The sequence below is a fragment of the Treponema putidum genome, assembly GCF_024401155.1.
Lineage (GTDB): Bacteria > Spirochaetota > Spirochaetia > Treponematales > Treponemataceae > Treponema_B > Treponema_B putidum.
This window is the reverse complement of sequence record NZ_CP038804.1, coordinates 1,256,304-1,269,746: the sequence shown is the minus strand read 5'-3', so window position 1 is coordinate 1,269,746 and position 13,443 is coordinate 1,256,304. Positions and strand designations below refer to the sequence as shown.

The following is a 13,443-nucleotide window of genomic DNA, read 5'->3' as shown; positions in this document are numbered from 1 at the left end:
TTCTAAATGTCTGCTCTATAAATTATTTATCGATTATTTTTAAAATGTAAAAAAATCCCAGCAATAAAACCGGTTTGTCAAAACCGGTTATAAAAAATCCGGAAGATACTTTATCCACTGTCTTAAGGCTGCCGCTTCTTCGATATGGGCTAATGAGATATTTTGGTTCGATTCGATGTCGGCAATTGTGCGGGATATTTTTAAGAGGGCATGGCTTCCCCTGCCTGAAAGTTTTTTTGCTTCTACAATTGCAGAAAAAAATCTTTCCGCTTCACAGCTCATTTTGCAAACTTCAGCCGTTTCTTGCGGTGAGAGCTTTGCGTTTTCATAAATTATGTTTTGCACTTTTTTCTCCCTGTTTACGAATGTTAATCTTTCCCATTGAATGAGCCTTGCATTTTTTATTTTTTGTCTCATCGTTTCGGTAGAATATTTTGCTTCCGCTAAAATATTTTCAGGCTTGGGCGGCATAACCGGAACTCTTATATCTATTCTGTCCAAGAGGGGAGCTGTGAGTTTTTTCCAATATTTTTCGATTTCGTATGGGAGGCAGGTACAGACCTTTCCTGAGCTTCCGAAGTTTCCGCAAGGGCATGGGTTAATTGCAAGGAGGAGTTGAAAGCGGGCAGGGAAGGTGCTGCTTCTTCCGGCTCGGCTTAAGGTTACGCTTCCTGTTTCTAAGGGGGCGCGCAAACTTTGTAAAACGCTTGCCTTAAATTGAGCCGCTTCATCCAAAAAAAGAACGCCCCCGTGAGCGAGGGAGACTTCACCGGGCATACATTTTCCGGCACCGCCTATGATGCCCTCCATACTTGCATTTTGGGATGGGCTTCTAAAGGGAGGCCTTTTTAAGAGCCTATCCTTTTGAATGGATTGAGGTAAAAGGCCTGCGATGCTGTAAATGCGGGTTGTTTCCATGGAGGTTTTTTCATCCATGTCGGGGAGGAGAAGTGGAAAACGGCTCAAAGAGAGGGTTTTTCCGCAACCTGGAGGGCCGTAGGCTATCAGGTTATGCCCTCCTGCCGCCGCTATTTCAAGTGCACGGATTAGGCCGTCCTGCCCGCGGATATCTTCAAAGCCTCTTACCAAGCCGAGTCCTTTTTTTGAATCTTTTTCAAAATCGAAATCTTCCTGTTTTTCCGTACCGCTCCATACAAAAAGAGGCGCTGTGCCTGTATTGTGTAAGGTCTCTTTTTTTTCGATATGATTTTTTTTATTGAGCTCTCCGTTTTCTATTTTGTAGAAAAATTCTAAAGCTTCGATTAAATCCGATACGCCGAATACGTTGATGCCGTCTTCTATGAGTGCCTCGGCTTCGTTTTCTTTTGGAACTATAAAATATTTGATGCCCTGAGAACGGGCGGCCGAAATAGCTCCTATAAGACCCCTTACAGGTCTTACTCTGCCTGAAAGCTCAAGCTCACCCATAATCATAACGGATTTTTTGTCTGTTGAGTCATCCGTCAGATCATCCGTTGGAACACCAGTTGGTCTATCTTTTGGATAATCTGTTAGGATGATAGTTTGGGCTTTTGCTTTAATTGTTTCCGAATTTTTCTCCGCTTCTTTTGCCGTTAGGACTGCGACGGCAATAGGAAGATCAAAGCCGCTTCCTTCTTTTTTTTGGTCGGCAGGGCTTAAATTTATCAATATCCTGCTTACAGGAAATTCAAGTCCTGAATTTCTGATAGCCGCCCTCATCCTATCCCTTGCTTCCTTTACGGCAGAACCGGGGAGCCCCACTATGTCGATAACCGGCAATCCCCGCCTTAAATCAGCCTCAACCTTAATCAATTCTCCTTCATACCCAAATGACGAAAAACTTAAAATTTCCATTTCTACATCTCTCCTATAGCAGATAGACTTTTCTACTATTATTTTATAAAAAAAATGATTTATATAGTAAGATTTTTTAAGAAAGTTTGTAAATTTTGAGGAAATTTTTCGAAATTTTCGAGTCCTTGATTTTTAAGCCTTTTTATAGTAAAATCTCTTGCTTATAAAAGTTAAGGAGGGATAAATGCCTAGAATAAGTTCAAAAACAATCGATGCAGTAACCGAAATGACGGATATTGTATCCCTTGTCGAGAACTATACCCGCTTGGAAAAACGGGGAACAAACTGGTGGGGCTGCTGTCCTTTCCATAACGAAAAAACTCCGTCGTTTAATGTCGTTCCCGATAAAAAGATGTATTATTGTTTCGGCTGCCACAAGGGCGGGGGAATAATCAACTTTTTGATGGAAATGGAAAAACTTTCCTTTATGGAAGCCGTAGAGAGGCTTGCAAAAAATGCAGGCATCGAGGTTATCTATGAAGGCGGTACCTATGTTCCTGATGAAGATTCAAAACTTAAGGATGATATTTTAGAGCTTTATGACAAAGTAGCGGGCAGTTTCCATTTTCTTCTAACTCAAAATCATCTAGGGAGAAAAGCCCTTGATTACCTCCTTTCCCGCAGCGTTTCTCCTGAAATAATAGAAAAATTTAATCTGGGCTATGCTCCTCAAGACAGATATTGGCTTTATAAATTTTTATTGTCAAAAAACTATTCTGAAGACTTATTAGCCAAAACAGGTCTTTTTTCTAAAAAGTATAAAAATATGGCTTTTTTTTCCGACAGACTTATGTTTCCGATTTGTGACAGACATGGTAAAACTATCGCATTCGGAGGACGGATTTTGGAAGGAGAGGGAGCAAAATATTTAAATTCTTCCGACATGCCTCAATACAAGAAGGGAGAAACGGTTTTTGCATTTCATCATGCCTTGCCCGAAATCAGAAAATTGAAGTCGGTAATCTTATGTGAAGGCTATATGGACGTTTTAGCCTTTTTTCAGGCCGGAATTGAGAATGCCGTAGCTCCCTTAGGGACGGCTCTTACCGAAGAGCAGGTAAAACTCTTAAAGTCCTTTGCCGAAACATTTTATCTTTCCTTTGATTCCGATCGGGCAGGTCAGGAGGCTTCATACAAGGCTATAAAACTTTGCCGAGGACAGGGAGTAAATGTACGCGTTTTATACATAAAAGACGGAAAAGACCCTTCTGAAATTCTACAAAAAAAAGGAAAAGAAGGCTTGAAATTTCTTTTGGAATGTGCTATATTAGACGATGATTATCTTATACAAATTGCGTCCATGAAATTTGATGTAAGCAGTCCGGAAGGGAAGGCACGGGCTATAGCCTTTTTGTTTCCGTATATTGAGGTCTTGGAATCCGATATTCAAAGAGAGTCTTCAATTTCTAAACTTTCATCGGCCTTTGGTGTCAGTCAACAATCTATTTTCAGCGATTACGCTAACCGCGAAAAAAAGGCTTTAAGGCATATGGTTGACGAAGTAAAACAAAGACCGGTAGATATAAAAATGAACGGCGAGTTACGATTGGTGCTTGCAGTTGCTGCAAACCCTGATCTGTTTTCCCGGTTGCGTTCACAATTGGACTCTGATGATTTTGAGGATTTTTATGCCAGACAGTTGTTCATTGTTTTAGAAGAATGTTATAGAGATGGTGCCTATACTTATGCAAATCTAATGCACAGATGCGGTGATGAAAAATTAAAGAATGTTGTTTCTCAAACAATTTCTAAAGGTGAATTCGCCGACAATTCTGAGAAGGTAGTCAATGACGGCATAAATTTTATAAAACAAAATATTCTGCAAAAACAAAAAGACAAGATCATAGGCAAACTGAGATTGTTGCATGGAGAAGGAAGTGCCGATACCGTAAACTTGACAAAAGAACTTATGGAAGAAAAAAAGAGTATCGACATTGAACTAAAAAAATTAAAGGGAAAGGTGTATGACTGATCTCGAAAAGAATCCTGCGGTTATTAAACTTTTGGAATATGCCAAAAGAAACCGCACAATAGGATTGAGTGATCTTGACGATCTACTGCCCGAAGACTTAATGTCTCCGGAAACTATACCGGATATTCTGGATATTTTGGAAGGTGCCGGCGTTCAAATAAAAAATGAAGGGATATCTGAAGCTAATTCGGAATCGGAATCCGAGTTTCAAGGCAATGGGAATGACGACTATCAATTATTGGATGATGAGTATGAAGATGACTCTGATGATATAAAGACTTCTTACTCGGATGATATTGAAATTCTATATCAAGAAAAAGATAAGCCTCAGCATGAACCGATAAAAAAGCTGATTAAAACTTCTCATGAAGCCGGAGTTGATGATCCGATTAAACTTTATCTTCAAGAAATAGGCAAAGAAGACCTTTTAACTGCCGATGAGGAAGTTTCTCTTTCTAAAAGTATGGAAGACGGAGAGGCTATCATAAAAAAGGTTATAAAGAATTCAGGTATTTTAATTCCCGAATTTTTTGTAATCGGACAAAAAGCCTTTTCAAAGCTGGATCCTGCAGAATCCAATAAACCACGTAAAGAATTAAGTGAAGAAATGGCCGAAAAAAAACGTCTCAAGCAGGTTTACGGCGATAGTTTAAGGAACATATATTCCGAAATAAAGCAATATATGTCCTTAAAAAAGCACTGTTATGATCGTGAAGTTTTGGAAAGTTTTTTGGAAAATCCTGAACTTCAAAATTTACGAAAAAAAATTTTCAATAATTTAAAACGTATTTACATTGAATCGGAAGAAATTGAAAAAATTTCGGACAGATTTATTGAAGCGACGGAAAAAGTTCGGGACTATCAAAATAAAAAAGAAAGAAAAGAAAAACAGCTTGGCATAAAAACTTATGCCGATTTAAGAAAGCTTGGTAAACGTCTTGCAATTCCTCGGGAAAGAGAAAAACTTGAAAAAGAGCTTAAAATTTCCGCTAATGAGGTAAAGGATATATATACTCAAATTCAAGTATTGACCCGTAAAATTCGCAAGATTGAATACGATTTTGAGGCAACAGTCGATGAAGTTATTGGGCTTACTTCGGAAATAAAAAACGGCCAGAGAATGCTTAAAAGTGCAAAAGATAAACTGATAAATGCAAATTTGCGCCTTGTAGTTTCTATTGCAAAAAAGTACATTAACAGAGGTTTACAGTTTTTTGATCTTGTGCAAGAGGGAAATATAGGTCTTATAAAGGCTGTCGAAAAATTTGAATACCGTAAAGGGTATAAATTTTCTACATATGCTACTTGGTGGATTAGGCAGGCTATTACGCGTTCAATATCGGATCAGGCTCGTACAATCCGAGTTCCTGTTCATATGATTGAACAGATAAACAAGGTAAATAGGGAATCCCGCCAGCTCATGCAAAAACTCGGCCGCGAACCTAATGATGATGAAATAGCGTTGCAGCTCGGCTGGTCAATCGAAAAGGTTAAACAGGTTAAAAATGTCGCAAGGGAGCCCATATCGCTTGAAACACCTATAGGTGAAGAAGAAGATACGCTTTTGGGAGATTTAATCGAGGATAAGGGGGTTGAAAACCCTTCAAATAGAACAGAGCTTACTCTTTTACAGGAACAGCTTGAAATGGTACTTTCAAGTCTGCCGGAACGTGAACAGGAAGTTCTTAAAATGCGCTTCGGTATTGAGGGCGGCTATCCTCTTACTCTTGAAGAAGTAGGTCTTTACTTTGATGTAACACGCGAAAGAATAAGGCAAATAGAAGCAAAGGGACTAAGGCGTCTACGCCATCCCAAACGCAGCAGAAAATTAAAAGACTATCTTGATAATTGATAATCATTGATAATCGTTTATCTTGATAATTAAAGGGGTGTGATTTATGGATAATGATGTATTGGAAAAATTGAGAGCTTTACAGGATATTCTTGCTCGAAAAAATGAACTTGAAACCGAAATCTTGGATGCGCCTAAAGCTCTTACTACTCAAGAGGAGCTTTTGGAAAAACTAAAGTTCGGATATATTGAAAAGAACAGCGAGTATGAAGAGCTGCGTAAAGGTATTGCCGTTTTAAAGGCCGATCTTTTTGAAGCTGAACAAAAAAGAGAAAAGGCTGAAAAAGCAATGGATAATATTGAAACTCAGCGTGAATATGAAATCTTGCAAAAGGAAATCGATGATTCTACTGCAAAAACGGAAACTATAAGAAAAGAACTTCAAAGGCTTGAAAGCCAATTTAAAATTTTAGATACAAATATTAAACAGGAAGAAGAACTTATCGAGCAAACCGAAAATGAGCTTAAAGAGCACAAACAGCTTTTAGATTCTGAAGTCACTGAAAAACAAAATAAAGTTGAAGAATTAAAGCGTGAAGAAAAAAGACTGTCCCCGGGTTTAAGCGATGAGACTATGTTTAAATTTGATAGAATTATTAAAAATAAACAGGGAGTAGGTATAGTTTCCATTCAAGGAAATGTTTGTATGGGCTGTCATATGATTCTTCCTGCTCAATTTGTAAATGAAGTCAGAGCGGGTAATGATATAAAATTTTGCCCCTACTGCAGCCGTATTTTATTCTATGAAGAATCCGAATTAACGACTGAGCAGGATGCATATTTTAATGATTCCGATATGGAAGGATTGCTTGATATTGATGATTCGTCAAATGAGGAATTCCTTTCGAGCTTTGAAAACGGTAAAGACGAGGATTAAATAATTTTGGGATTAAGGGAACCGCTGCGTTTGCAGAGGAAAGTCCGGACTCCTTCGGAAACGATGTCGGCTAACGGCCGGGGGGCGGAAATAAAAGTTTTCGTCTACAGATAGTGCAACAGAAAGTAAACCGCCGCATTTTTCGGTAAGGGTGAAAGGGCGAGGTAAGAGCTCACCGCGTTTTAGGTAACGGAAACGGCAATGTAAACCTCATCGGGAGCAAGGTTAAGCAGTAAAGAATCTCCGATTCTTAATTTACGGGTTAACCGCAATAAAAGTCTGTTGTAAAGCAGGCTTAAGAAAGATGGTTCCGTCTGTTTTACAGAAACAGAATCCGGCTTATTAATCCCTTTTTTAAGGTATTATAACATGGAATTTGGAAGAGATAGGCATAATAAAAATTTCTCAATAAAAAAAAGAAGAACTAAGAAATTCTTTATAGTTCTTCTTGTATTTTTGTGTTTGTCTACGGCTTCTTTCCTTTTATATGATTATATAAAAAATTATAAGGGGCTTCCTTCTATGAAAGAAATTTATGCCGATTGGTCCGAAAAAAACTATGAAAATGTATATCAAAAAACCGAAGTTATTTTAAAAAAGAGGGCATATGACGGTGAAGCCTTAGCCTTGAGAGGTTTTGCCTCTTATTATATTTTTGCCGAGCAAACCGACTTTTCTTTAAGTTATTCTTATCTAAATGATTCTATTTTGAATTTGAGGCAGGCCTTGTATCGTGTGTCAAAATCTCAGCAAGCTAAGATTGCTTATGTTTTGGGGAAGGCTTATTATCAAAAGGGTTATTATTATGCAGACCTTGCATTAAAGTATTTGGATATGGCATATAATTCCGGAGAGAAATTTAAAGATTTGTCCGAGTTTAGAGGAATGGCGGCTTCTGTTTTGGGAGAACCGGAAAGAGCCATAGATGCTTTTTCTGAAGCCCTTTCAGATAACCCTTCGGATTTACTTTTTTTCGCTCTTGCAGAAAATTATATCAAAGTTTCGGATCAGCAAAATGCTAAGTTATATTTATTTGAGACAATCGATAAAACAAAGGATACACTTTTAGAGTTAAAATGCCGATACTTATTAGGTAGTTTACTTCTTGATGAAGGCAAAATAGAAGATGCATTACAAGAATTCAATACAATCCTCGAAAAGGATATGACCTCTGCCGATGCTCACTACGGTTTGGGTGTTATATATGAACTTCAGGGTGATATGATAAAGGCACGTGCAGAATGGCGCAGGGCATTAAAATTTGATCCGCTTCATGTAAAGACACGGGCTAAGCTAAATTTATAAATATTTGGGGGATGAAATGGGCTTTTTTAAAAGATTTTCAACAGATATAGGAATAGATTTGGGTACCTGCAATACTATTATCTATGTGAATGGAAAGGGTATCGTGGTAAATGAACCCTCTGTTGTTGCCGTCGAAAGGGGGACGAAGAGAGTGGTTGCCGTCGGTTCCGAGGCTAAAAGAATGCTTTGGAAAACTCCGGGAAACATTGTTGCGATTAGGCCTTTAAAGGACGGAGTTATTGCGGATATGGACACTACCGAAAAGATGATCCGCTACTTTGTTTCTAAAATTTTGCCGAGACACCGTTTGATAAAACCCAGAATGGTCATCGGCATTCCCAGCTGTATTACGGATGTTGAAAGCAAGGCTGTTTATGAAAGTGCTATGAAGGCAGGGGCCGGAGATGTTAAGGTTTTAGAAGAATCTTTAGTTGCAGCCATCGGTGCAAATATTCCTATCCACGAGCCTGCCGGAAATATGGTTTGCGATATCGGAGGCGGAACTACAGAGGTTTCGGTTATTTCTCTTTGCGGTATGGTCGTAACGAATGCAATCCGAGTAGGAGGCGACGAGTTTGATCAAGCCATTATTAAGCATGTCCGTTCCGTTGATAACCTCATCATTGGGGAGCAAACAGCCGAAAGAGTAAAGATAAGCATAGGCAATGCTTCTCCTGAAAAAACAATAGAAAAGGTCGAAATTAAGGGTACCGATGCTATTACAGGACTTCCCCGCCGATTGGAAATAGATTCTGTCGAAGTCAGAGAAGCTCTAAAAGAGCCTGTTACACAAATAGTCGAAGAAATTAAAAGAACCTTAGCTCAAACTCCTCCTGAACTTACGGCAGATATTGTTGAACGGGGTATTGTAATGACGGGTGGCGGTTCCTTGTTAAAGGGATTGCCTAAACTTATAGCAAAAGAAGCACGCGTTCCTGTAATCTTGGCCGAAAATCCTATGGACTGTGTTGCAATAGGTGCCGGCAGGTATTACGAAGTATTTAGAGATATGACTATTGACCGCAGCCTCTATGATAGTTTAAATAATTAAGAGCTCATGAAGAAAAAACTTTCGTTTAAACTGAATCTTGAAGTTTTTCTTTTAATTTTATTTCTTCTCATGTCATCGGTTTTTATGGCCTTTTCCGGAGGATCTTTCATTTTGGATTTTAAGAGCTTGGCTTTTTCGGTAAGTGCGGGAACGGAGAAGGCTGTATACAATGTTTCTTCCTTTGTGGGGGAAAGTGTTGCTTCCGTAAGAGAATTATGGGATCTAAAAGCAAAATATAATGAGCTTACAAAACAACTTGAAAAGTACGAGCTTCTGGAGCGTTCCAACGCCGATATAAAAAGAGAGAATAATGAACTACGTACCCTTCTAAAATTTACGGATACCATCCAAATTGCAAATATTCCAGCAGAGATAATAGGATATGATCCTAATGCTCTTTATTCGGGGATGATTATTAACAGAGGGGTAAAGCATGGTGTCAGAAAAGACATGCCTGTTATTGCTTTTCAAAACGGAAATATGGCCCTTGTAGGAAAAATTTTGCAGGTAGGAAGGGGGTCATCTATGATTATTCCTATCTATGACTATCAGTGTCATGTTGCTGCGAAAGTAGACCTTGTAAATCATCGCGGTGTTGTAAGCGGACAAGGTTCAGAGGACTCTCCCCTAGTTATGAAGTACATAAAGAAGAGGGCTGGAGATGACATTAAGATCGGGGATAAAATAATTACTTCGGGTTTTGATGATTCTTCGATTTTTCCAAAAAATATTCCCATAGGATTTGTTTCTAACATTAAAACACATGATTATGAAACCTCGCTTGAACTATATGTAAAGCCTATAATAGATTTCTCCTGTTTGGAATATGTTTTTGTGCTTGATACTTCAAAAATAGAAAAGGAGTTTTAATAAATTGAAAAAAGTTATTTTGTGGACTTCTTTAAGTGTTTTTTTTATAACCTTGCTTCAAACGGCTATTTTTTCTCATATATCTTTTTTTACGGTTTTACCTGATTTTGTTTTGTTGATCGTTATTTATATTGCAATTTCAAACGGAGCTCTTACAGGTTTGATTTGCGGATTTATTGCCGGCCTCTTGGCCGATTTTCTCTCGGCAGCTCCCATAGGCTTACATTCCTTTATTTTTACTTTAACAGGGTACATTGTAGGAAAATTTTACGGTCTTTATAATTTAAATAAGGTAATTTTCCCTTGCATTTTAGGAGGTTTAGGCTTTGTATTTAAAGTTTTACTTCTATTTATTTTAAAGATACTCTTTGGGCAAAATATTCATACATACAATATCTTTTCTCTTAATTTTGCTATAGAGTCGGCAGTAAACATTTTCTTTTCTCCTCTGGTATTTTTATTTTTTAATCTTTTTCCTCAGGCCTTTATATCAAAGGAGTATGGTTCAATATGAAAGATAACGACGACAGTTTAAATTCAAGACTTAGGTTATTTTCGATTTTTGTATTTTTTATTTTAATTGCTTATTCTTATAAATTGTTTTCAATGCAGATTATTCATGGAGATCAATTTAAGAGGAAATCTCAAAATATTTCAAAACGGACGGCTGTTATACCTGCTCAGCGGGGGGAAATTTTTGATAGGGAAGCAAATACGCCGATGGTTTTAAATATCGATTCCTTTGCTGTTGATATTGTTCCGGGCGAAGTTCCGCGTCAGGAGTTTGATACCGTAATAAACAGATTAAGCTCAATATTAAAAATTCCCGTTTCTGAAATAGAAAAAAAATTACCGGCAAGTGTCAGAAGGGATTTTAGATCTATAGAAGTAAAATCTAATGTAGATTATTCTACGGTTGTACAAATTGCAGAAAATATAGATTCTCTTCCGGGCGTTTCATGGCATTCAAAGCCTGTTAGAAACTATGTAGATACCCGTTCTTTTTCTCACATAATAGGATATGTCGGAGATATTACTGCAGACGAATTGACTAGATTTTATAACAAGGGCTATACTTCAAGCAGTATAATCGGTAAGGCCGGGATTGAAAAACAATATGATGAAATTTTACGGGGCACCGATGGGGTGGAATTCCGGACTGTAGATGCTAAAGGTAAATACATAGAAAACACTACGGTTGTAACGCCTCCTAAAATGGGAAATAACCTTGTTCTTACGATCGACAAAAGAATTCAAAAACTTGCCGAAGATGCCTTGGGTCCTAGAATAGGGGCAGCTGTGGTATTAAAGCCTACAACAGGCGAGGTTTTGGCAATGGTTTCCTATCCTTTTTTTGACCAAAATATATTCGGTAAGGAAAATGCCGGCTCCCTTGTAGCAGAACTGCTTAAAGATACAAATAAACCTCTTTTAAACCGGGTCGTGGATGCCTCTTATCCTCCTGCCTCTACGTTTAAGGTTATAATGAACACGGCTATATTGAATGAAAAAGCTTTTCCTCCTGAAACGACGGTTACTTGTTTAGGTGAAATTGAATACGGAAACCGAGTCTTCCGCTGCCATATAAGAAAACCGGGTCATGGAAAGTTAGCCTTAAATGAGGCTCTGGCAAAATCTTGCGATGTTTATTATTGGACGGTTTGCCGTGATTATCTGGGTGTTGAAAAGATTGTTGACTATGCAAAGCGGTTCGGCCTAGGTCAATCTACTGGAATAGATTTACCCAGTCAATCCGAAGGCTTTGTTCCTTATCCTAAATGGAAGGAACGCCGTTATCATGAAAAATGGCTTAACGGGGATACAATGAATATGTCTATAGGCCAAGGCTTTACTCTTGCTTCTCCTCTCCAAATAGCAAATATGGCTTGTATGGTGATAAACAACGGAATAATTTATAAGCCTCATCTTTTAAAAGAAATAAGGGATCCTTCAAGCGGCGAGGTAATAAAAACAATTGAGCCTGAAATTCTGCACAAAGAAAATATAAGTAAGGAAGTTTTTGAACAGGTTAGGCAGGCTATGAATCTTGTTACAATACAGGGAGAAGCAAGATATCCTATGAAAAATCCTATGTTTCGCTTTGCAGGCAAGACCGGAACGGCTGAAGTTGGTTTACAGGATAGGTGGCATTCGTGGATGGTAGCTTATGGTCCTTATGATGCACCTCCTAAAGATATGGTTGTTGTCTGTGTTATTGTTGAGGCTGCAAACGAGTGGGAGTGGTGGGCTCCTTATGCTGCCAATATAATATTGCATGGAACACTTGCAAATCAAAACTATGATGAAACTATAGACTATTTGGGATTTAAGCATCTTCCTGCGGTTACAAGGAGGAGCGAATGAATATACGTAAAATTACAAATTTCGATTATTTATTATTTTTAGCCGTTGTTCTTTTGTCATTTATAGGTATACTTTTTATTTATTCTTCAGGCGTAAATTCTTCAGGAGAGCTTGTTTCTAAAGAGTACAATAAACAGATTTTATGGGTTTGTACCGGTATTGTTCTTCTTTTACTTTCTTGTATTTATGATTATAGAAAGATAAAGGATAGAACCTTTTTAATTTATTTGTTGGGAATGCTTTTGCTTCTTTACACCGGTATCTTCGGAACGGTCAGGCATAATGCAAGGAGTTGGATAGGTTTAAAGAATCTTGGTATTCAGCCCTCAGAATTTATAAAACTTATTTTTATTCTTTTTTTAGCTTATTACTTGGAAAAGTCGCAAAATGAAGAACCTCTGAAGCGGTTTATAAAGGCTATGGTTATAATGATTGTACCTGTTGCCCTTATTTTAAAACAGCCTGACCTTGGAACAGCAAGCGTATATATTCCGATTTTTTTGATAATGTGCTTTATTGCAGGTATTCCCTTGAGGTTTATTTTATATGTATTCTTCTTAGGAATTTTGACTATTGTTTTTACTCTTATGCCTCTTTGGGAAGAAGTAATTTTAAAAACAAGCAATGTTATGACAACCTTGTTAAAACGTTCACAAATATCGCTTATTATACTTTTTGCGATGAGCATCTCAACCGTTATTGCTATTATAGGGAATCTTTTATTAAAAAGAAGATATTATTATTGGATTGCCTATGTTCTTTCGCTTGTTACCATAGCATTTGCAGGTTCCATAGTAGGGGTTAGGGCTTTAAAAGAATATCAGATGATGCGTTTAATTATTTTTTTAGATCCGGAAGTAGATCCTTTAAAACACGGCTGGAATATAATTCAGTCAATTACAGCTATAGGTTCGGGCGGCTTAACGGGACGAGGTTACCTTATGGGCACTCAAAGCCATTACCGTTATTTACCTGAACAAAGTACGGACTTTATATTTAGTATTTTATCTGAAGAATGGGGCCTTTTAGGCGGCCTTTTTGTTTTTTTTCTTTACAGTATAGTTTTTTTTAGATTTTTTCTTTCGATTAAGCGTTGTGATGACCTTTTTGGAAAGTTGATTGTTTCGGGTATTTTGGCAATGTTCTTTTTCCATTTTTTTGTAAATGTAGGCATGGTAATGGGTATAATGCCTATTACCGGAATACCCCTCCTGTTCTTATCCTATGGCGGTTCTTCCCTTTGGACGGCTATGATTTCCGTTGGAGTTGTTATCGGAATAAACTTGCGTCAATTGTGATTAAAACGGCTAACCACA

At 37.8% G+C, this 13,443-nt stretch carries 10 protein-coding genes and 1 other RNA gene; 10 read left to right on the top strand and 1 reads right to left on the bottom strand.

The window, feature by feature from the left end; genetic code table 11:
• Nucleotides 1–87: 87 nt before the first annotated feature.
• Complete coding sequence (locus tag E4N74_RS06005) at nt 88–1,836, bottom strand: YifB family Mg chelatase-like AAA ATPase (RefSeq protein ID WP_255819271.1); 1,749 nt, start codon at nt 1,834–1,836, stop codon at nt 88–90.
• A gap of 184 nt (nt 1,837–2,020) precedes the next feature.
• On the opposite strand from E4N74_RS06005, the gene dnaG reads away from it, so the two are divergent.
• The 10 genes from dnaG (at nt 2,021) to rodA (ending at nt 13,425) form a co-directional block, all read left to right on the top strand.
• Nucleotides 2,021–3,808 (top strand): DNA primase, encoded by a 1,788-nt coding sequence (gene dnaG / locus E4N74_RS06000; protein ID WP_145475263.1) that lies wholly within the window; start codon nt 2,021–2,023, stop codon nt 3,806–3,808.
• A complete protein-coding gene (gene rpoD / locus E4N74_RS05995) occupies nt 3,801–5,660 on the top strand; it encodes an RNA polymerase sigma factor RpoD (protein WP_044979485.1) in 1,860 nt (619 codons plus the stop codon). Before dnaG ends, rpoD begins: the two co-directional genes overlap by 8 nt.
• 46 nt (nt 5,661–5,706) lie before the next feature.
• Nucleotides 5,707–6,537: a zinc ribbon domain-containing protein gene (locus E4N74_RS05990; protein WP_044979484.1), complete on the top strand. Its 831-nt coding sequence runs from the start codon at nt 5,707–5,709 to the stop codon at nt 6,535–6,537.
• Nucleotides 6,538–6,545: 8 nt separating this feature from the next.
• Nucleotides 6,546–6,891, top strand: an RNA gene (gene rnpB / locus E4N74_RS05985) — RNase P RNA component class A.
• Nucleotides 6,892–6,906: 15 nt separating this feature from the next.
• Complete coding sequence (locus E4N74_RS05980) at nt 6,907–7,842, top strand: tetratricopeptide repeat protein (protein WP_338113385.1); 936 nt, start codon at nt 6,907–6,909, stop codon at nt 7,840–7,842.
• 16 nt (nt 7,843–7,858) lie between these two features.
• Nucleotides 7,859–8,893 (top strand): rod shape-determining protein, encoded by a 1,035-nt coding sequence (locus E4N74_RS05975; protein WP_044979482.1) that lies wholly within the window; start codon nt 7,859–7,861, stop codon nt 8,891–8,893.
• Between the two features lie 6 nt (nt 8,894–8,899).
• A complete protein-coding gene (mreC, locus tag E4N74_RS05970) occupies nt 8,900–9,763 on the top strand; it encodes a rod shape-determining protein MreC (RefSeq protein ID WP_044979481.1) in 864 nt (287 codons plus the stop codon).
• A 4-nt stretch (nt 9,764–9,767) separates the two neighbouring features.
• Nucleotides 9,768–10,277: a rod shape-determining protein MreD gene (gene mreD, locus E4N74_RS05965; RefSeq protein WP_044979480.1), complete on the top strand. Its 510-nt coding sequence runs from the start codon at nt 9,768–9,770 to the stop codon at nt 10,275–10,277.
• Entirely contained in the window at nt 10,274–12,127 is a 1,854-nt protein-coding gene (mrdA, locus tag E4N74_RS05960) for a penicillin-binding protein 2 (protein ID WP_044979479.1), read from the top strand. Before mreD ends, mrdA begins: the two co-directional genes overlap by 4 nt.
• A complete protein-coding gene (gene rodA / locus E4N74_RS05955) occupies nt 12,124–13,425 on the top strand; it encodes a rod shape-determining protein RodA (RefSeq protein ID WP_044979478.1) in 1,302 nt (433 codons plus the stop codon). Before mrdA ends, rodA begins: the two co-directional genes overlap by 4 nt.
• The last annotated feature ends 18 nt before the right edge of the window (nt 13,426–13,443 follow it).

Coding starts and splice junctions, on each gene's coding strand:
- E4N74_RS06005 (WP_255819271.1), bottom strand. CDS start 1,836: ATGGAAATTTTAAGTTTTTCGTCATTTGGGTATGAAGGAGAATTGATT.
- dnaG (WP_145475263.1), top strand. CDS start 2,021: ATGCCTAGAATAAGTTCAAAAACAATCGATGCAGTAACCGAAATGACG.
- rpoD (WP_044979485.1), top strand. CDS start 3,801: ATGACTGATCTCGAAAAGAATCCTGCGGTTATTAAACTTTTGGAATAT.
- E4N74_RS05990 (WP_044979484.1), top strand. CDS start 5,707: ATGGATAATGATGTATTGGAAAAATTGAGAGCTTTACAGGATATTCTT.
- E4N74_RS05980 (WP_338113385.1), top strand. CDS start 6,907: ATGGAATTTGGAAGAGATAGGCATAATAAAAATTTCTCAATAAAAAAA.
- E4N74_RS05975 (WP_044979482.1), top strand. CDS start 7,859: ATGGGCTTTTTTAAAAGATTTTCAACAGATATAGGAATAGATTTGGGT.
- mreC (WP_044979481.1), top strand. CDS start 8,900: ATGAAGAAAAAACTTTCGTTTAAACTGAATCTTGAAGTTTTTCTTTTA.
- mrdA (WP_044979479.1), top strand. CDS start 10,274: ATGAAAGATAACGACGACAGTTTAAATTCAAGACTTAGGTTATTTTCG.
- rodA (WP_044979478.1), top strand. CDS start 12,124: ATGAATATACGTAAAATTACAAATTTCGATTATTTATTATTTTTAGCC.